The sequence below is a fragment of the Citrobacter sp. Cb028 genome (genome assembly GCF_030336705.1).
Taxonomy (GTDB): domain Bacteria; phylum Pseudomonadota; class Gammaproteobacteria; order Enterobacterales; family Enterobacteriaceae; genus Citrobacter; species Citrobacter braakii.
This window is the reverse complement of the sequence record NZ_JAOWCZ010000034.1, coordinates 1,828,265-1,846,765: the sequence shown is the minus strand read 5'-3', so window position 1 is coordinate 1,846,765 and position 18,501 is coordinate 1,828,265. Positions and strand designations below refer to the sequence as shown.

The 18,501-nt window shown below is 50.9% G+C and carries 22 protein-coding genes; 15 read left to right on the top strand and 7 right to left on the bottom strand.

The genetic code is table 11. The features are described 5' to 3' along the window. Positions 1-46: 46 nt before the first annotated feature. Positions 47-745 carry an arsenical resistance protein ArsH gene (gene arsH / locus OGV75_RS18535; RefSeq protein ID WP_286481001.1) on the bottom strand — a complete coding sequence of 233 codons (699 nt, stop codon included), beginning with the start codon at positions 743-745 and terminating at the stop codon, positions 47-49. A gap of 86 nt (positions 746-831) precedes the next feature. Between arsH and OGV75_RS18530 the strand changes: the two genes are divergently transcribed. The 3 genes from OGV75_RS18530 to arsC are packed head-to-tail and all read left to right on the top strand — an operon-like array spanning position 832 to position 2,924. Next, positions 832-1,152, top strand: coding sequence for a transcriptional regulator (locus OGV75_RS18530; protein WP_016153468.1), 321 nt, complete (start codon positions 832-834; stop codon positions 1,150-1,152). A 44-nt stretch (positions 1,153-1,196) separates the two neighbouring features. Beyond that, the gene (locus tag OGV75_RS18525) at positions 1,197-2,486 is read left to right on the top strand and encodes an arsenic transporter (RefSeq protein WP_047502092.1); all 1,290 of its coding nucleotides are present in this window, start codon (positions 1,197-1,199) and stop codon (positions 2,484-2,486) included. A gap of 12 nt (positions 2,487-2,498) precedes the next feature. Next, positions 2,499-2,924 carry a glutaredoxin-dependent arsenate reductase gene (gene arsC, locus OGV75_RS18520; RefSeq protein ID WP_286481000.1) on the top strand — a complete coding sequence of 142 codons (426 nt, stop codon included), beginning with the start codon at positions 2,499-2,501 and terminating at the stop codon, positions 2,922-2,924. 220 nt (positions 2,925-3,144) lie between these two features. Here the strand turns inward: arsC and OGV75_RS18515 are convergent, their stop codons facing one another. Beyond that, positions 3,145-3,486, bottom strand: a complete 342-nt coding sequence (locus OGV75_RS18515; RefSeq protein WP_286480999.1) for a hypothetical protein — start codon at positions 3,484-3,486, stop codon at positions 3,145-3,147. A gap of 396 nt (positions 3,487-3,882) precedes the next feature. Here OGV75_RS18515 and OGV75_RS18510 point away from each other — a divergent pair, with 396 nt between their 5' ends. From OGV75_RS18510 to OGV75_RS18490, 5 genes are all read left to right on the top strand, one after another. Next, entirely contained in the window at positions 3,883-4,353 is a 471-nt protein-coding gene (locus OGV75_RS18510) for an SRPBCC family protein (protein WP_080858831.1), read from the top strand. 206 nt (positions 4,354-4,559) lie between these two features. Next, complete coding sequence (locus tag OGV75_RS18505; RefSeq protein WP_286480998.1) at positions 4,560-5,702, top strand: transglutaminase-like domain-containing protein; 1,143 nt, start codon at positions 4,560-4,562, stop codon at positions 5,700-5,702. Further along, complete coding sequence (locus OGV75_RS18500; RefSeq protein ID WP_016153461.1) at positions 5,680-6,036, top strand: mercuric transporter MerT family protein; 357 nt, start codon at positions 5,680-5,682, stop codon at positions 6,034-6,036. Before OGV75_RS18505 ends, OGV75_RS18500 begins: the two co-directional genes overlap by 23 nt. Beyond that, positions 6,033-6,314 carry a heavy-metal-associated domain-containing protein gene (locus OGV75_RS18495; RefSeq protein ID WP_016153460.1) on the top strand — a complete coding sequence of 94 codons (282 nt, stop codon included), beginning with the start codon at positions 6,033-6,035 and terminating at the stop codon, positions 6,312-6,314. Before OGV75_RS18500 ends, OGV75_RS18495 begins: the two co-directional genes overlap by 4 nt. A 209-nt stretch (positions 6,315-6,523) precedes the next feature. Next, positions 6,524-7,189 carry a YecA/YgfB family protein gene (locus OGV75_RS18490; protein WP_016153459.1) on the top strand — a complete coding sequence of 222 codons (666 nt, stop codon included), beginning with the start codon at positions 6,524-6,526 and terminating at the stop codon, positions 7,187-7,189. Between the two features lie 28 nt (positions 7,190-7,217). Here OGV75_RS18490 and tyrP read toward each other — a convergent pair whose 3' ends face one another. After that, positions 7,218-8,429 carry a tyrosine transporter TyrP gene (gene tyrP / locus OGV75_RS18485; RefSeq protein WP_200084414.1) on the bottom strand — a complete coding sequence of 404 codons (1,212 nt, stop codon included), beginning with the start codon at positions 8,427-8,429 and terminating at the stop codon, positions 7,218-7,220. 225 nt (positions 8,430-8,654) lie between these two features. Here tyrP and OGV75_RS18480 point away from each other — a divergent pair, with 225 nt between their 5' ends. After that, complete coding sequence (locus tag OGV75_RS18480; protein WP_286480997.1) at positions 8,655-8,894, top strand: YecH family metal-binding protein; 240 nt, start codon at positions 8,655-8,657, stop codon at positions 8,892-8,894. A 45-nt stretch (positions 8,895-8,939) separates the two neighbouring features. Here OGV75_RS18480 and ftnA read toward each other — a convergent pair whose 3' ends face one another. Together ftnA and yecR are read right to left on the bottom strand one after the other, a co-directional pair. Beyond that, positions 8,940-9,437, bottom strand: coding sequence for a non-heme ferritin (gene ftnA / locus OGV75_RS18475; RefSeq protein ID WP_016153456.1), 498 nt, complete (start codon positions 9,435-9,437; stop codon positions 8,940-8,942). A 194-nt stretch (positions 9,438-9,631) separates the two neighbouring features. After that, positions 9,632-9,967 carry a YecR family lipoprotein gene (gene yecR, locus OGV75_RS18470; protein WP_016156822.1) on the bottom strand — a complete coding sequence of 112 codons (336 nt, stop codon included), beginning with the start codon at positions 9,965-9,967 and terminating at the stop codon, positions 9,632-9,634. A 268-nt stretch (positions 9,968-10,235) separates the two neighbouring features. Here yecR and OGV75_RS18465 point away from each other — a divergent pair, with 268 nt between their 5' ends. Beyond that, positions 10,236-10,874 (top strand): RpiB/LacA/LacB family sugar-phosphate isomerase, encoded by a 639-nt coding sequence (locus tag OGV75_RS18465; protein ID WP_016153454.1) that lies wholly within the window; start codon positions 10,236-10,238, stop codon positions 10,872-10,874. Positions 10,875-10,907: 33 nt separating this feature from the next. Here OGV75_RS18465 and OGV75_RS18460 read toward each other — a convergent pair whose 3' ends face one another. Continuing rightward, the gene (locus OGV75_RS18460) at positions 10,908-12,329 is read right to left on the bottom strand and encodes an MFS transporter (RefSeq protein ID WP_286480996.1); all 1,422 of its coding nucleotides are present in this window, start codon (positions 12,327-12,329) and stop codon (positions 10,908-10,910) included. 128 nt (positions 12,330-12,457) lie between these two features. Between OGV75_RS18460 and OGV75_RS18455 the strand changes: the two genes are divergently transcribed. Continuing rightward, complete coding sequence (locus tag OGV75_RS18455) at positions 12,458-12,709, top strand: DUF2766 family protein (RefSeq protein WP_016153452.1); 252 nt, start codon at positions 12,458-12,460, stop codon at positions 12,707-12,709. Positions 12,710-12,847: 138 nt separating this feature from the next. On the opposite strand, the gene OGV75_RS18450 is transcribed toward OGV75_RS18455, so the two are convergent. Next, the gene (locus OGV75_RS18450; RefSeq protein WP_016153451.1) at positions 12,848-13,351 is read right to left on the bottom strand and encodes a non-heme ferritin-like protein; all 504 of its coding nucleotides are present in this window, start codon (positions 13,349-13,351) and stop codon (positions 12,848-12,850) included. A gap of 553 nt (positions 13,352-13,904) precedes the next feature. Between OGV75_RS18450 and OGV75_RS18445 the strand changes: the two genes are divergently transcribed. The 4 genes from OGV75_RS18445 to araH all read left to right on the top strand — a co-directional run bounded on the left by OGV75_RS18445 (position 13,905) and on the right by araH (position 18,398). After that, positions 13,905-14,462 (top strand): DJ-1/PfpI family protein, encoded by a 558-nt coding sequence (locus OGV75_RS18445; protein ID WP_019077051.1) that lies wholly within the window; start codon positions 13,905-13,907, stop codon positions 14,460-14,462. A gap of 315 nt (positions 14,463-14,777) precedes the next feature. After that, positions 14,778-15,767 carry an arabinose ABC transporter substrate-binding protein gene (locus tag OGV75_RS18440; RefSeq protein WP_003034602.1) on the top strand — a complete coding sequence of 330 codons (990 nt, stop codon included), beginning with the start codon at positions 14,778-14,780 and terminating at the stop codon, positions 15,765-15,767. 115 nt (positions 15,768-15,882) lie between these two features. Then, a complete protein-coding gene (araG, locus tag OGV75_RS18435) occupies positions 15,883-17,397 on the top strand; it encodes an arabinose ABC transporter ATP-binding protein AraG (RefSeq protein WP_016156817.1) in 1,515 nt (504 codons plus the stop codon). A 14-nt stretch (positions 17,398-17,411) separates the two neighbouring features. After that, the gene (gene araH, locus OGV75_RS18430; RefSeq protein WP_016153448.1) at positions 17,412-18,398 is read left to right on the top strand and encodes an L-arabinose ABC transporter permease AraH; all 987 of its coding nucleotides are present in this window, start codon (positions 17,412-17,414) and stop codon (positions 18,396-18,398) included. Positions 18,399-18,501 lie beyond the last annotated feature (103 nt).

The following is an 18,501-nucleotide window of genomic DNA, read 5'->3' as shown; positions in this document are numbered from 1 at the left end:
ACGCCCAGCAAAAAGCGGACGTTTGTGAGCTCAGGAAAAAAGGACGCTATATTTTTGCCTGATTGACGCGGGATGAAAGCTCCTGATGGCTCTCTTTTCGTTCGCTGAAGCGATCGGCAAGGTAATCGGTTTGCCCCTTGAGCAGCAGCGTGATTTTAAACAACTCCTCGGCGACATCGACGATACGATCATACCAGGACGAAGGTTTCATTCGCCCGTTCTCATCGAATTCTTGCCAGGCTTTGGCTACTGAGGACTGGTTAGGGATCGTGAACATCCTCATCCAGCGCCCAAGGATACGCATCTGGTTCACGGCGTTAAAAGATTGCGACCCGCCGCAGACCTGCATCACCGCCAGTGTTTTACCCTGTGAAGGGCGAACGGCCCCTTCGCTTAAGGGTATCCAGTCGATCTGTGCCTTCATCACCGCACTCATTGCCCCATGCCGCTCCGGGGAACTCCACACCATCCCATCACACCATCTGACCAGCTCGCGCAGCTCGGTGACTTTTGGGTGCGTATCTGGGGCATCATCCGGCAGGGGTAAACCTGAGGGGTTAAACAGTCTTACTTCCGCTCCCATCGCCGTCAGCAGGCGTCCCGCTTCTTCTGCGGCGAAACGACTGTAAGAGCGCTCTCTTACCGAGCCATACAGGATCAGTATGCGTGGCGGCTCCTGGAGCTGCAGGCGTTCAGCAATCTGCTGATCGAAGCAATCAGCATTCAGTGCAGGAAAGTGTTCCATTTTCTACTCCTTCGGGAAGTTCTGTGATTTCAAAATAAACACATATGATTTATCATATATGTATTCTAAAGGGAACGGAGTAAAAAATGCTACAGCCAGTTCAGCTTTTTAAAATCCTGTCGGATGAAACCCGTCTCGCCATTGTTATGCTTCTCCGGGAATCCGGCGAACTGTGCGTGTGCGATATATGCGCGGCGACCTCTGAATCACAGCCTAAAATTTCTCGCCACATGGCTATTCTGCGAGAAGCGGAACTGGTGCTTGACCGCCGGGAAGGCAAATGGATTCACTACCGTCTGTCTCCCCACATGCCTGCGTGGGCCGCTGAGACGATCACGACGTCCTGGCAGTGTCTGAGGAAAGATGTGGGCGAATGGCTGAAAAAATCAGCCTGCACATCCTGTTGAGAGAATTTTTCACATACACATAATCATATATAAAGGAATCTAAAATGCTTTTGGCAGGGAGTATTTTTATACTGACGCTGGTCCTGGTCATCTGGCAGCCCAGAGGTCTCAGCATTGGCTGGAGCGCAAGTATCGGAGCCTTACTGGCACTGGGGACGGGGGTCATCCACATTGATGATATTCCCGTAGTCTGGAATATCGTCTGGAACGCAACAGCGGCATTCATCGCGGTGATTATCATCAGCCTGCTCCTCGATGAGTCCGGTTTCTTTGAATGGGCCGCGCTGCATGTCTCCCGCTGGGGTAACGGGCGTGGTCGCCTGCTGTTTACCTGGATAATACTGCTTGGCGCTGCTGTTGCTGCGCTGTTTGCTAACGACGGTGCTGCACTGATACTGACGCCGATTGTGATTGCGATGCTGCTCGCCCTGGGGTTCAGCCAGGCGACGACGCTGGCCTTTGTCATGGCTGCAGGATTTATCGCAGATACTGCCAGCCTGCCGCTGATTGTCTCTAACCTGGTCAATATTGTCTCGGCGGATTTCTTCGGCCTGGGCTTTACACAGTATGCCTCCGTGATGGTCCCTGTGAACCTGGCGGCCATTGCTGCCACGCTGGTCATGCTCCATCTCTTCTTCCGCCGCGATATCCCGGCCAGATATGACGTTTCACTGCTCAAGATGCCTGCCAGTGCGATTAAAGATCCGGCGACGTTCAGGGCGGGCTGGATTGTTCTGCTGTTCCTGCTGGTCGGTTTCTTTGTTCTGGAGCCGCTGGGGATCCCAGTAAGCGCGATAGCAGCAGTTGGGGCTGCGGTGCTGTTCGTGGTAGCCAAGCGTGGCCACGCCATTAATACCGGGAAAGTGCTGCGCGGGGCGCCCTGGCAGATCGTGATTTTCTCGCTGGGTATGTATATGGTCGTCTACGGCCTGCGTAATGCAGGACTCACCGAGTATCTTTCTGCTGTACTCAATATGCTGGCAGACAAAGGTTTATGGGCTGCCACGTTCGGTACCGGCTTCCTGACTGCCTTCCTGTCGTCTGTGATGAACAATATGCCGACGGTGCTGATTGGTGCATTGTCCATTGACGGGAGTGCTGCGACCGGCGTCGTCAAAGAGGCGATGATTTATGCCAATGTGATTGGCTGCGATTTAGGGCCTAAAATCACCCCGATAGGCAGTCTGGCAACTCTGCTGTGGCTTCATGTGTTGGCACAGAAAAATATGACCATCACCTGGGGATATTACTTCCGCACCGGCATTATCATGACTCTGCCCGTGCTGTTCGTCACTCTGGCCGCGCTGGCGTGGCGGCTCTCTGTCACTTTGTAATGAGATACTGATATGAGCAACATTACCATCTATCACAACCCGGCCTGTGGCACCTCACGTAACACGCTGGAGATGATCCGTAACAGCGGTAACGAACCAACTATTATTTATTATCTCGATACGCCCCCGGCTCGTGATGAACTGACCAAACTGATTTCAGATATGGGCATTTCATTACGCGCATTGCTGCGTAAGAACGTTGAACCTTATGAGCAACTGGGTCTTGATGAAGATAAGTTTTCTGATGAGCAGTTGATCGATTTTATGATTCAGCATCCGATCCTGATTAATCGACCGATTGTAGTGACGCCGCTTGGTACGCGTCTTTGTCGTCCCTCAGAAATTGTGCTGGATATTTTACCTGAAGGTCAGAAAGGCTCTTTTACCAAAGAGGATGGCGAAAAGGTCATTGACGAAACAGGGAAACGGGTTAAGTAATCTTTCCGCTTAATATTATCGGGAGCCTGTTTAACTTCATACCGGGATCTGCTCTTGGCTGATAACCCTCATAGAACAATCAAAGCAATAAGCAGTGTCGCGAAACCACCTACGGGTGGTTTTTTTGTGCCGGCTTTTGACGAACCATAGGTATTTTGCGTCAAGTAAGCCTGCCAGATACGTTAAGCCGCCCGCTACACACTCCCCATTGCCAATCAATCTATCGACGAATCGGTGCATTAAACATAAACCTTCCCCGGGCAGGGTTGTTGATAAAGCCATCCCGGGCGGGATTATAGTAGTGGTCCTGAAAACCATTCATCATGATGGGATCGCTTATGCCATCCTGAATCGCCAAATGTCTGTGGATTTGGTTATGTGCCCTGAATGTGAAAGCGAAATCATCCGTCCCGCCAATGATGATGACGCTATTTCCTGCAAGAAGTGCCGCGCTTAACTCTTGCTCTCTTGCGGCCTGGTTTTGTAACGCGCTGGCTGCGGCGGACGATGACGCCAGCAGCAATACGAGGACGGCGCATGACAATACCGGTGGCAGTTTCATGATTAATACCCATTAAAAGTATGGCTATTAAAGTATAGTCTTATGTCGTCATCTCATCTGAATAGAAAATGAACAGTTTAAGCCTGTTGCCTGTACGGAGTCTGAGGGGGCGGGAGAGGAGTGCTGCGCAATTAAGAACTATAATAAAAACAGTCGACAGCTGATGACTCCAGTTTGCAGATAGTACCGATACAGGGGGCGGTTATGCGCGTCTCATTTTCTCCGCGAGTTGCGTTCACCGCTACGACATCTGGCTGGATAATTATCACGGACTCCCTGCCAAAGTGATCAGCTATGCGCCAGATGGGCAGCGATTAGAAACTGTTCTGCTGGATGCTATGGTTATCAACACCCGTTTCCCCGTCAATTTTTTCACGCCTTGAGGGAGCCTGCACTATGGCTGACTATCAGTTTTCCACAGTCTGGCGGGTTGAGGCTTCAATTCAGGAGGTATGGGATGTTTTTTCCCATCCGGACAGGTGGCCTGAATGGTGGGGAAGTCTGGAACGCATCGTTGAGATAAGGAAAGGGGATTTACGGGGTATTGGGGCGTTGCATCGTTATACCTGGAAAGGGGCGCTTCCTTATCGCTTAACCTTTGATATCAATGTGTTGAAAATACGGCCTTGCACACTGCTTGAAGGACAAGCCAGCGGCGCGGTGGAAGGGCGAGGGGTATGGTCTTTTACTGCCAATGGTACAGCGACTATTGTCAGATATGACTGGAATGTGCGTACCACGATCCGCTGGATGAATTATCTTGCCCCGCTGGCAGCACCTGTATTTCGCTGGAATCACAACACGGTCATGCGCGAGGGGGCAAGAGGGTTAGCCCGCAAACTGGCAACGACTGTGTATATAGTCTGAACGTATCTCCGCTGCTGTACTTTTTTGGCTGTAAATGGCTTAATAGCGACCTTGCAGTTTCTCACTTCATTCACAGTTAACAGGTCTGTTATTGATGAATAATCTCCATCGACTCGCCTTTTTATGCCAGCCTCTGTCTGCTGTGATGATCGCGTACGGTTTCCCCTTTAGCCGTAGCTCAACTCTTACAACCTGGACAGACAGCAATGCAACGTCGTCAGTTTCTCAAAAATAGCGTTCTCCTTTCCGCCGCCGGATTAGTCGGCCCTGCAGTCATTAGCCAGACGGTACGTGCCGCTGAGCCATCCGTTGCGCCAATAGCTCGTCGACGCTTTGTCTTATCCCAAACGTATAAACTCAATCCTCCTAAGGGATCGAGCGGCGTGGTGAAACTGTGGATCCCGCTACCGGTGGATACCGCGTTTCAACAAATGACGGCGCTTGCCTTTAGCGGAAACTATAAGCAGGCGTACGTCACCACCAATAATACCTACGGCGCGAAAACGCTGTTTGCCACCTGGGCTGACTCGCAGGGTGAATTGTTGGTTAACGTTGATATCGACATTGAAACCGCCGACTGGGAACCGCTGAAGCAGGACGCGCTGAAAAACTGGCAGGCACCTGAGAAGATTATTTATCCGCTGGATGTAAAACCGTATCTGTTGCCGACGGCACATACCCCAGTTGATGGACTGGTCCTGGAAACCGCGCGTAAAATCACCGGTAATGAGCAGGATCCGCTGAAAAAAGCGCGCCTGATTTACGAATGGGTCAGCAGCCATATGGAGCGTGACAACGACGTTATTGGCTGCGGCACGGGGGATGTGGCGGAGATATTAAAAAGCGGTAAGCTCAAAGGAAAATGCACCGACATGAGCTCCGTTTTTGTTGCTCTGGCGCGAGCCAGCGGTATTCCGGCGCGCGAACTGTTTGGCATCCGTCTGGGCAAGGCCAATAAGCTCGAACGTTACTCGAAAAGTGCTTTTGGCACAGCCGACAGTGCAGGCGTTGCCAATGTGAGCGGCGGTCAACACTGCCGCGCTGAGTTCTATCTGGCAGGTTACGGTTGGGTACCGTGCGATCCTGCTGACGTGACCAAAATGCGTCTGGCAGAGAAAAAAACGCATCAGGATGCCGATGTCCAGGCGGTTAACGCTTACCTGTTTGGTAACTGGGAAATGAACTGGGTTGGATTCAACTATGGGCGTGATTTCGAGTTGTATCCGGCAACGGAGCAGGGGGCCATGAATAACTTTGGTTATCCTTACGCTGAAGTCGATGGTGACCCGATCAATTTTTATGATCCTAAAGCGTTCTCCTACAGCTATGTCGCCACAGAACAACGCTAAAGGTGCGGGGCTTACCCTGTTGACGGCTGCGGCCGCCGCCGTCACCGCTGGCTTATGCTGTGTTGGACCGCTACTTTACCTGCTGTTTGGTATTTCGGCGGCGAGCTTCGCCGTTTTCACCCGGTTTGAGTTTTTGCGAACTCCTCTGGTACTGCTGTCCCTGGGATTATTACTGCGTGTCTTCTGGCGGCTCTATTTTTCCAAACGGTTGTGGTGCTCCGGGTGGTTAACTCTGAAGCAAGCGCGCGTTCTCTACTGGTGCGCGCTGGCATTGATTTTGCCGGTGCTATTTTACCCAACGCTTGTTGCCTGGTTTTATGAGGTATTTGAATGAAGATCTTCGCGTTAGTTGCATGCTTGCTGTTGCCGCTGTGGGCTCAGGCGGCCAATCAAAAAGTGGTGCTGGATATACAAAATATGACCTGCTCGTTATGCGTTATTTCGGTCAATCAGGCGCTACGTGAAACCGACGGCGTGATTAAAGCAAAATCCTCTCTCAAAACCCGGCAGGCAGAAGCCATCGTGCCAGAAGGTTTCCCAACCGATACTCTACTTAACGCAGTAGCGAAAACGGGCTATACCGCAACGCTCAACCGTATTGAACAACAGTAAACCACCTGCGGGTGGTTTTATTGTGTTTTCCCGGTATGATGCCCGGCGGCTTAGTGTTCTCTTTTGTGCGTTAACTACCGGAATTCCCCTCTTTTCCTGTTAACCTGAACAGGCGGCTGCTGTAAGCCGCATATGCCCATTTATATCTGTTATCCCTCCAGCCATGTAGGATGATCACAGGCAAGATTTTTTGACTAAGGAAAAGCGTTATGAAAACGGGACCATTAAACGAGAGCGAACTGGAATGGCTGGATGATGTACTGACTAAGTACAATACGGATAAGGCTATTCTGGATGTGTCAGAACTGGATGGTTTACTGACGGCGGTACTGAGTTCACCGTATGAAATTGAACCGGAGCAGTGGCTGGTCGCTATTTGGGGCGGCGCGCAGTATGTTCCTCGCTGGTCCTCCGAAAAAGAAATGACGCGTTTCATGAACCTGGCGTTTCAACATATGGCGGATACGGCCGATCGCCTGGATGAATATCCTGAGCAGTTTGAGCCGCTGTTTGGTTTGCGTGAAATTGACGAGCATGAACTGACCATCGTTGAAGAGTGGTGTTTTGGTTATATGCGCGGCGTCGCGCTGTCGGACTGGTCCGCGTTACCAGACTCGTTAAAACCGGCGCTCGAGGCTATTGCGCTGCACGGTACGGAAGAAAACTTTGCGGTCGTTGAGAAAATGACGCCAGAAGCGTTCGAAGAGAGCGTGGATGCCATCCGCCTGGCGGCGCTGGATCTGCATGCTTACTGGATGGCGCATCCTCAGGAAACGCCGATTAAAGTACCGGTCAAAGTGGATGCCAAGGTAGGGCGCAATGACCCTTGTCCGTGCGGTAGCGGCAAAAAATATAAGCAGTGCTGTTTGCATTAAGAAAAAGGGGCGTTAAGCCCCTTTTGTTTTAACCCACTTCCGGTAGTAATCCTGCTGCAATAGAAAACTGTACGGCTATCACCACAATGCCGCACAAAAATACCAGCGCCAGCGCCGGAGCACCCCCTGCCACGCGGTAGTTAGCCTGTGGATTCTTTTTTCTGCTCTGCCATGCCAGCATCGAGGGAATGAGCAGCGCCAGCACCGCCAGGGCAACGCCCGCATACCCCAGGGCCATGACGAAACCACGCGGATAGAACAGCGCGAATGCCAACGGCGGCAGGAAGGTCACCACGCCGGTTTGCATTCTTCCTGCTACGGTATTGCGGCGCTGGAAGAGGTCGGCCAGGTAGTCAAATAATCCCAGTGCGACGCCGAGGAAAGAGGTTGCCAGCGCAAGGTCGGCAAACAGATGCACCGCCAGTTCGACGTGCGGCGAAGCCACGACTTCACGTAATGCTTGTAATAAACCGTTTAAACCAGCGTGGTTGGCTAACAGCCCCATGAACGTTGAGGAGTTAATACTGCCAAGCGTGGCCAGTTGCCAGAAGATATAGGCGACTAGCGGAATGGCGCTCCCGGTGATAAACACCCAACGCAGTTTACGGATGTTACCGTTCATATAGCTGACGATACTGGGGACGCTGCCGTGAAAACCGAACGAAGTGAAGATAACTGGGATTGCAGACAGTGCCAGCCCCTGCTGAAGCGGCAACGTAAGCAGGTTTACTTTATGGATATGCGGCATTAACAGGGCCAGCATCACCACCAGGAAGATTATCTTGGCACTGAACAACAGGCGGTTGAACAGATCGACCAAAGATGTGCCAACGCAAACCACGCCACCGGCAACAAAGGTGAACAGCAGTACGCCTGTTGTCGGGGAGAGCGTTGTCCCGGTCCAGTCGCTGATGCTGGAAGCCAGCAACTCACCAGCGCCACTGATATACGCCGCCGTCAGCGCGTACATTAAAAACATCATGCTAAAGCCCGTTACCCATTGTCCGTAACGACCAAGATAACGTTTTGCCAGCGTACCCAACCCGGTGTCTGCTGGTACGTGTTGATACACTTCAAGCAGCAACAGCGCGGTGTAGCACATTAGCGCCCAAAGACTCACTAACAATACCAGCGTGACGCTAAACCCCACGCCTGCCGCGGCCAGCGGCATTGCCAACATACCGGCACCAATCGTGGTTCCCGCCACGATAAAAATACTACCCAGGGTTCTGTTTTTCACGCTTTCCTCTGTCCCAGAGATAATCAACGGTTATATCTGCGGCGCAGGTTAAGGCAAAACGCTATTTTCGTCAAATCACCGTTACAATGAATGTACATTAATCTTTACGATGTTTGGCGCGTTAAGATGTATCACAAATGATATTTATCTGCGGGTAAACCTGCGTTAGCGCAAAGCAAGGCCGTGCCGTTCACATTAGGCTACGGACTTTATTGAGGAGGTAGTATGGAATCTATTCACGGTCACGAAGTGCTCAACATGATGATTGAATCTGGCGAGCAGTATTCAAATGCCAGCCTTGAAGCGGCGATTACGGCACGGTTTGGCGAGCAGGCTCGTTTTCACACCTGTTCTGCGGCGGATATGTCGGCAGCCGAGCTGGTGGCGTTTTTAGCGGCGAAGGGAAAATTTATTGCAAGAGAAGACGGCTTCTCTACGCACGAAAGCAAGATCTGCCGTCACTGATTTTAGCGGGTAATGATGGCGGGTTGCCTTCATTACCCCACAACATTAATTCTGTGTATCAAGCGTAGCCAGTTCTTTATCGATGAAATAAAGACCTTCGCCACTTTTCCCTGCCAGCGATAACTTATCAATGACAGATTTAAATAATTTCTCTTCTTCATGCTGCTCGGCAACATACCATTGCAGGAAATTAAACGTCGGATAATCCTGGTGGGTCATTGCCGCGTGTGCCAGCTCATTAATTTTCTGGGTGATCAACTGCTCGTGTTCGTAAGTAACACGGAACAGTTCGTCCAGAGACGCATATTCAGCAAAGGGGGAAGGGACGGTGTTAATACACGGCAAGCTGCCGGTATCGGTCAGGTAGTCAAACAGACGCTGCATATGCGTCATCTCTTCCTGGGCGTGACGGCGCAGGAACGCGGCGGCACCTTCAAAGCTGTGATAGCTGCACCACGCGCTCATCTGTTGGTAGAGCAGAGATGAATATAATTCAAGGTTCATTTGCTCATTCAGTTGGTCGATCATTTCTGTTTTCAGCATGGTTGTGCTCCACAAACGTTATTATATATTAGCGTGGCGTCACTATAATTTGTTATTTAATTATTTGCAAAAGGTAAAATAATAAATTTATTTATTAAAAATGCGAATGGGAATAAAACGCATTAACGCTATTAAGCGGAGAATATAAATAATGAAAAGGCAGAAGACCAGCAATAATGTGCTGGTCGAAAATATTAATAATTGAAGGCAGGCGACTGGGATACCGCAACGCCGTGACACTGCCAGGCGAGCGTGATTTTGGTATTTAAGCACAGAGAACCGGCATATACGCTACAGGTTGATACCGGCTGACCAAACGCCATGGCGTTGGCATAACCCAGGCGCTGACACTCTTTGGTGGCTGTGCCTTGGGTCACGTAGTTATCGGTACGCGCCGTTTGTAGCATGGCCTGGTTGTAGGTCAGGCGAACGACGCCGGTGATGGCACTGGCTTCGCTGACCTGCGCCTGTTTAGTAATAGTGCATCCTGTCAGCACGAGCGGCAAAAGGGCAAGGATAAAGGTCTTCATGTGATCGCTCTGAAAGTTCGGAGATAGGCTATCATGGCATATGTGGTGGCGCATCAATGGCTTGAATAGCCCGAAGATCACCTGCGATTAATCGCAACGACGTCATTTTATTGAGGCTATTCTGAGCTGTCTCAGAAAAAATGTGAGCACCTCATTATTTTATAAAACAAAATTTCATTAAATTTGAAAGTGAGTTTGCAAAATAGTAATGTGGCCTGAATGTTATGACTTTCAGCGGGCCTCCGCAGCGCATTCAGGAGATTACAGAATGAAAATTGCATTGATGATGGAAAACAGCCAGGCAAGCAAAAATGCCATCATTCATAACGAGCTTAAAGCCGTTGCGGATGAGAAAGGTTTTCCAGTGTATAACGTCGGGATGAGCGACGAAAATGACCATCATTTGACCTACATCCATTTAGGGATTATGGCCAGCATCCTGCTCAATTCCAAAGCCGTGGATTTTGTGGTCACGGGGTGCGGTACGGGCCAGGGGGCAATGATGTCACTGAATATACATCCGGGCGTGGTGTGCGGTTACTGTCTCGATCCGGCAGACGCATTCTTGTTCTCTCAGATCAACAACGGGAATGCGCTTTCTCTGGCATTCGCCAAAGGTTTTGGCTGGGGTGCTGAGCTGAATGTGCGCTATATGTTTGAAAAAGCATTCACTGGTCGTAACGGCGAAGGGTATCCACCAGAGCGTAAAGAGCCGCAGGTGCGTAACGCGGGTATTCTGAACCAGGTGAAAGCGGCGGTGGTAAAAGAAAACTATCTGGACACTCTGCGCGCTATCGATCCTGAACTGGTAAAAACCGCCGTATCTGGTCCGCGCTTCCAGCAGTGCTTCTTTGAAAACTGCCAGGACAAAGCGATCGAAGCGTTTGTACGCGAGATAGTTGGCTAAATCCTGTTGGCCCGGCGGTGTTCTCCTGCCGGGCTATTTGCTCTTGTTAGAAACCGCGCTTCCAGCATCATGGGCAAGCCGCAGCGTATCAACCATACCTACCAGACAAATAATCGCAATAGCGACAAAGGCCAGCCGGAAACTGATCCCCGGAATATTGCTTAACGCCAGCCATTCACTCACCTCATCACCGATACGGATCCCGATAGCGGCCAACGAAATGCCCAAGCCTACCGCTAATTGTGTTGCCGTACTGAACAGCGTATTGGCGTAGCTCATTTGTGGTCCGGGGACGTCCGCAAAGGCAAGCGTGCTGATGCCGGTAAACTGAATTGAGCGGAACACGCCGCCCAGATACAACACCAACAAAATAACCCACACCGGGGTCTGCGGCGTAATTAATGCACAAGCCAACAGCGCCAGGACGTTTAGCGCACCGTTGATTAACAGCAGTTTCTTAAAGCCCAGCCAGCGTATCAACGGCGTGGTGGCAGGTTTTATCGTCAGATTGCCCACAAACACCGCCAGAACCAGCGAACCCGCGTGAAAAGCGTTCATGCCAAAACCGACCTGGAACATTAACGGCAGCAGAAATGGTACAGCGCTAATAGATGCACGAAATAGTGATCCGCCGTACAGGGTGACGCGAAAAGTAGGGACGCTCATGGCATCAAGACGAATCATCGGCCAGGTAGTGCGACGAAAATGATGCAGGGCAAACAGAAAGGTCACGGTTCCTAGCGCCAGCAGCCCGGCGGTTAGCCAGCCCTGCGGCTGCTGGGTTCCCAGTAACTCCATGGCATACACCAGGCTAACCATCGCAACAGAGGTCGCGATAAAACCCGCTATATCAAATGGACGGCGCTCGTCGTCATGAATATCCGGGATAAAACGTAGCGCCAGCACGATCGCCAAAACTCCCAGCGGTACGTTAATAAAGAAGATCCAACGCCAGTTAGCATAGCTGGTAATGAATCCTCCAAGCGGTGGCCCGATGATAGGCGCGACTAACGCGGGCCAGGTCAGGGTCGCAATGGCGGTGATCAACTGATGTTTAGGCGTGGTGCGCAGTACCGCGAGACGGCCAACAGGAACCATTAGCGCGCCACCCACACCCTGTAAAATTCGCATTGCTACAAAGCTCTCAAGGCTTTCGGACAAACCGCATAAAACCGAAGCGAGAGTAAAAATCGCCAGCGCCAGGGTAAACACTTTTCGGGCACCGAAGCGATCCGCAATCCAGCTGCTGGCGGGGATAAGCACCGCGAGGGTAATCAAGTAGGCGCTGATACCAATGTTCAGGTCTACCGCCTGTACGCCAAAGCTTTTGGCCATGTCGGGTAGGGCTGTGGCAATCACCGTGCCGTCAATAAATTCCATAAAGAAAGCCCCGGCAACAAGTAATGCTGCCGGGGAAAGACCGCGTTGGTTCTCAACCGCTAACTGTTCACTCATGTTGTGCTTGCCATCTCAAAAGAAACTGACTGGATCTTTTTTATTTTCAGCGCATTTGTAATGTGTGCGCGGCTATCGTTTCGATCGCTGAATAGGTACTATGACGACCTTTTTATAAGGAGCTCACTATGTCCCAAACATTGAATGCCGATCAGGAACTGCTCTCGGACGTTGTTGCCTGTCAGCTGGTTATCAAGCAAATTCTGGATGTTCTTGATGTTATTGCCCCGGTAGAGGTTCGGGAAAAAATGTCCAGCCAACTGAAAAACATCGATTTTTCCAGCCATCCTGCAGGGGCCGATCCGGTCACTATGCGCGCAATACAAAAAGCGGTTGCCTTGATCGAGTTGAAATTCACGCCGCAGAATGAATCCCACTAAAATAAACCGTTGTTTCAGGTTTTAGAAAGGTTTTTTTGCGCCTCGCAGAATGGGAGGCGCGTGCCAGGGAAAATCAGAGGTTGACCGGATAAGGTGCGCAGCATCGTTATCCGGCATTAACGCGATGAAAACTGAAGATTAGTGATGCTGGTAGTTAACGACGTTGAGCAAGTGCTTATCGGTTTGCGCCATGCACAACCCCGCGCGTTTGGCGCTGCGGACTTCATCAAGAATCGTCTGTAACAGCACGCCATCCTGCTGCTGCTCTTTTTCCAGATCGTGAAGAAAATCAATGGTTGGCGCATCGTTTAATGCTTCAGCTTCATTGGTTAAACGCGAGAGCTTACTCGAGCGCTGTTGATATTCATCCAACGTTTTCTGAAACAATTCTTCAAGGGAACTCAGTTCATCACCCGGCACATCCATGGCCTTGACGATGGGATTAGCCCCAGCACTTTTCATAAAATTGAACATACGCATCATTTGAGTCACGTTACCTTGCGCCTGCGTGCGTAGAAACGTGGCTGTACCTGTCAGGCTATGCTCGTAGCACCATTCGCTGAGATGCAGGTAAAGATTCGAGGCGTAGAACTCGAGATTCATTTGTGTATTGAGTTTATGAACAATTCCAACTGCAGCCATATCAATATCCTTATTTCCAGAAAGGGGGATGTACGTTACTCACGCCAGTACAGCGGGCTGCCGCTGCACTTCTCCTCTACGTACAATTAAAACTGTTAGCAGAATAAATCCGTTCCGCCGGTCCTTTAGTGATCACGAATTATATTCACTCCGATCGAGATTCAGCATAACGCTTGCCCTGGTATAAGAAAATCCTCAAATCTGCGTATTTATGTTTTTTTACATATTGTCATAACAGTATTCATGCTTCTGCTGTTTTGGCATATAGATGACATGAATGTAAGGGGTTGAAATTTATGTCATTAAATGATTTTCATGATAATGAAATGGTGTTTCATATCACAAAATTAAATTCCACAATAAGGTATTGTCTGGCATCTGATGATTATCTGCCCAAGTTGAAAGGCAATTTCACGATCGGGATGGATTAGTACAAATTATCTGATGGCTAATTTTTTGCGCCAGATCAGTTTTAATCAAATTGAGAAATTTAACAGTCTGCACTGGTCGTCATTAATTTTTTCGTTTATGTGGATTAAGCAAGGAGTTACATATGAAGAAGGTTGCGGTGCTGCTGGCACCCGGTTTTGAAGAGGCGGAGGCGATTGTTACCCTGGATATTCTGCGTCGCCTGAATATCGAAGTCGAAACCCTGGCCTGCGCAGAGTCACGTGCGGTGGTGAGTTATCATGACGTACCGATGGTGATGGATAGCACGTTGGCCGCGCGCCAGACGTATCTCTACGATGCCGTCGTATTGCCAGGCGGGCCGCAGGGCAGCGTTAATCTTGCCGCCAGTGAGGCGGTCATCCAGTTTGTATCTCGTCATGATCAGGCAGGAAAGCTCATTTGCCCTGTATGTTCTGCGGCCGCGCGCGTGTTGGGCGGCAACGGTCTGCTGAAGGGGCGTCGCTATGTTTGCTCAGGAGATCTGTGGCAAAACGTCACGGATGGGGAATATATCGATGCGCCGGTTGTTGAAGATGGCAATCTGATTAGCGGCAAAGGGTTAGGGCATATTTTCGATTTTGCGTTGACGCTTGCGGCGCGCCTGCTGGGAGATGACATTCCGGTTCGCGATCACGCTGACCACATTTATTACCGATGGTAATCATGTTCCCGAATGCTTCGGTATTCGGGAACAAGGATTCGTTAGCTGATGTTATGGATTAATCTGCTATCCCTCTTTTTTCCCGTCGACAAAACCGCGTTTTTTTATGTCATTTCCCGCTGAATTTATGTACGCAATTACTGTAATTCTGTGGTGTGATGCCGCTCTCTTATGGAGAATCAATTTCCCGCTAAAACTACTCTCAGCACTGGCATTGATCTTATCACTAAAAGGTAATGCCTTGTTTTACGTCCGAATTACAAAAAATCGTCTGATTTTACCCTACATAAAAGAACGTTAAAGCTGGAGTTAACCATGCACAAATTCACTAAAGCGCTGGCTGCCATCGGTCTGGCTGCCATTATGTCACAATCCGCTATCGCTGAATCCATGAAGCTCGGTTTCCTGGTCAAACAACCGGAAGAACCGTGGTTCCAGACTGAATGGAAATTTGCCGATAAAGCCGGTAAAGACCTTGGCTTTGAGGTGATTAAAATTGCCGTCCCGGATGGTGAGAAGACCCTTAACGCCATCGACAGCCTGGCTGCAAGTGGCGCAAAAGGGTTTGTGATTTGTACGCCGGACCCCAAACTCGGGCCTGCCATTATGGCCAAGGCGCGTGGCTACGATATGAAAGTCATTGCCGTCGATGACCAGTTTGCTAACGCCAAAGGTAAGCCGATGGATACCGTGCCGCTGGTGATGATGGCTGCAACCAAAATTGGTGAGCGCCAGGGCCAGGAGCTGTATAAGGAGATGCAAAAGCGCGGTTGGGATGTGAAATCCACAGCCGTAATGGCCATTACCGCGAATGAACTCGATACCGCGCGTCGCCGTACATCGGGTTCAATGGAAGCACTTAAAGCCGCTGGCTTCCCGGAAAAACAGATCTACCAGGTCCCCACTAAATCGAATGATATCCCCGGGGCATTCGATGCCGCTAACTCCATGCTGGTTCAGCACCCTGAAGTCAAACACTGGCTGATTGTCGGCATGAACGACAACACCGTGCTGGGCGGCGTACGTGCGACCGAAGGGCAGGGCTTCAAAGCGCCGAATGTGATTGGTATCGGCATCAACGGCGTTGATGCCGTGAGCGAACTCTCCAAAGGCGAAGCGACCGGGTTCTACGGTTCACTCCTGCCAAGCCCGGACGTTCACGGCTACAAATCAAGTGAGATGCTCTACAACTGGGTAACGAAAGGGGCAGAGCCACCGGCGTTTACTGAAGTGACGGATGTGGTGCTGATTACCCGCGATAACTTTAAAGAAGAACTGGCGAAGAAAGGCTTAGGCGGTAAATAACACAAATGCCGGATGCGACGCCAACGCGTCTTATCCGGCCTACGAATTGCGTACTCAGTAGGCCGGATAAGGCAAAGCCGCTATCCGGCATAAAGATCTGACTCACGGAGACGTTATGCAACAGTCTACCCCGTATCTCTCATTTCGCGGCATTGGCAAAACGTTCCCCGGCGTTAAAGCGCTCACGGATATCAGTTTCGACTGCTATGCCGGTCAGGTGCATGCGCTGATGGGCGAAAATGGCGCCGGGAAATCAACATTATTAAAAATTCTCAGCGGCAACTATGCGCCAACGACGGGATCTTTGGCGATCCGTGGACAAGAGGTTTCGTTTGCGGACACCAATGCCGCGCTGAACGCCGGTGTTGCCATTATTTACCAGGAGCTGCATCTCGTCCCGGAAATGACCGTTGCCGAGAATATTTATTTAGGGCAGATGCCGCACAAAGGCGGAATTGTGAACCGCTCGCTGCTGAACTATGAAGCGGGGCTTCAGCTCAAGCATCTGGGCATGGATATCGATCCCGATACGCCGTTGAAATACCTCTCCATTGGTCAATGGCAGATGGTGGAGATTGCGAAAGCGCTGGCGCGCAACGCCAAAATTATCGCGTTTGATGAACCGACCAGCTCCCTTTCAGCGCGCGAGATTGAGAATCTGTTTCGCGTCATCCGTGAGCTACGCAACGAAGGGCGCATCATCCTGTACGTTTCGCACCGTATGGAGGAGATCTTTGCCCTTAGCGATGCCATCACCGTGTTTAAAGATGGTCATTACGTCAAAACGTTCACGGATATGCAGCAGGTCGATCACGACGCGCTGGTACAGGCGATGGTCGGGCGCGACCTCGGTGATATTTATGGCTGGAAATCCAGACCTTATGGTGCAGAGCGCCTGCGTTTGCATGACGTCAAAGCCCCAGGCGTGCGTACCCCGATCAGTTTATCGGTGCGCAGTGGTGAAATTGTCGGATTGTTTGGACTGGTGGGCGCCGGACGTAGCGAATTAATGAAAGGTCTGTTTGGCGGCACGCGTATCACGGCAGGCCAGGTGTTTATTGATGAACAGCCTATTGATATCCGTAAACCGAGCCACGCCATTGAAGCGGGGATGATGCTGTGCCCGGAAGATCGCAAGGCTGAAGGGATCATTCCGGTCCATTCGGTGCGTAACAACATCAACATCAGTGCCCGTCGTAAACATGTTCTGGGCGGATGCGTGATCAACAACGGCTGGGAAGAGACCAATGCTGATCACCATATTCGCTCACTCAATATTAAAACGCCGGGCGCGGAGCAACTGATTATGAACCTCTCCGGCGGTAATCAACAGAAGGCTATTCTCGGCCGTTGGTTATCGGAAGAGATGAAAGTGATTTTGCTGGACGAACCTACACGCGGTATTGATGTGGGTGCCAAGCATGAAATTTATAACGTGATTTATGCCCTCGCGGCGCGCGGCGTGGCCGTGCTGTTTGCTTCCAGCGATCTGCCTGAAGTGCTCGGTGTCGCCGACCGTATCGTGGTGATGAGAGAAGGCGAAATTGCCGGTGAGTTACTTCATGAACAGGCGGATGAGCGCCAGGCGTTAAGCCTTGCTATGCCAAAAGTTAGCCAGGCTGTAGCCTGAATAAGGAGAGAATGATGTCTTCCGTTTCAACATCGGGTTCAGGTGCTGCAAAGTCGGCGCTAAATCTTGGTCGCATTTGGGATCAATACGGGATGCTGGTCGTGTTCGCCGCGCTGTTCCTGGTTTGTTCCCTCTTTGTGCCTAACTTTGCCACTTTCATCAACATGAAGGGGCTGGGGCTGGCGGTATCGATGTCGGGTATGGTCGCGTGCGGGATGCTGTTTTGCCTGGCATCCGGTGACTTTGACCTGTCCGTTGCCTCCGTGATTGCCTGCGCCGGGGTCACTACAGCCGTGGTCATTAATATGACCGAAAGCCTGTGGATTGGCGTGGCTGCCGGGCTACTGCTCGGTATTCTATGTGGTCTGGTGAATGGGTTCGTGATTGCGCGGCTGAAAATTAACGCCCTGATCACGACCCTTGCGACGATGCAGATTGTGCGTGGTCTGGCCTACATTATTTCCGACGGTAAGGCGGTAGGGATTGAAGACGAGCGCTTCTTCACTCTCGGCTACGCCAACTGGTTTGGTCTGCCGGCACCTATCTGGATCACGGTCGTCTGTTTCATCGTTTTTGGCTTACTGCTCAATAAAACCACGTTTGGTCGTAACACGCTGGCCATTGGGGGGAATGAAGAGGCGGCACGTCTGGCTGGGGTTCCGGTCGTTCGTACCAAAATTATTATCTTTATTCTGTCCGGGCTGGTATCCGCCATCGCCGGGATTATCCTCGCATCACGTATGACCAGCGGCCAGCCAATGACCTCAATCGGCTATGAGCTGATCGTGATTTCCGCGTGCGTGTTAGGGGGCGTTTCGCTTAAAGGCGGCATCGGAAAAATCTCATATGTGGTAGCCGGGGTGTTGATTCTGGGAACGGTTGAGAATGCAATGAACCTGCTGAACATCTCTCCGTTCGCACAGTATGTCGTACGTGGTCTGATCCTGCTGGCGGCGGTGATCTTCGACCGTTACAAGCAAAAAGCGAAGCGTACTGTTTGATGATTTTAACCCCAACTTTTTAGTCTAGCTTTAGCTCATCGCCAGCCGCTACCCGGCTGGCGATTGTTTTTCCAAATGGCGAGCATGGTCACACTGTCTATAC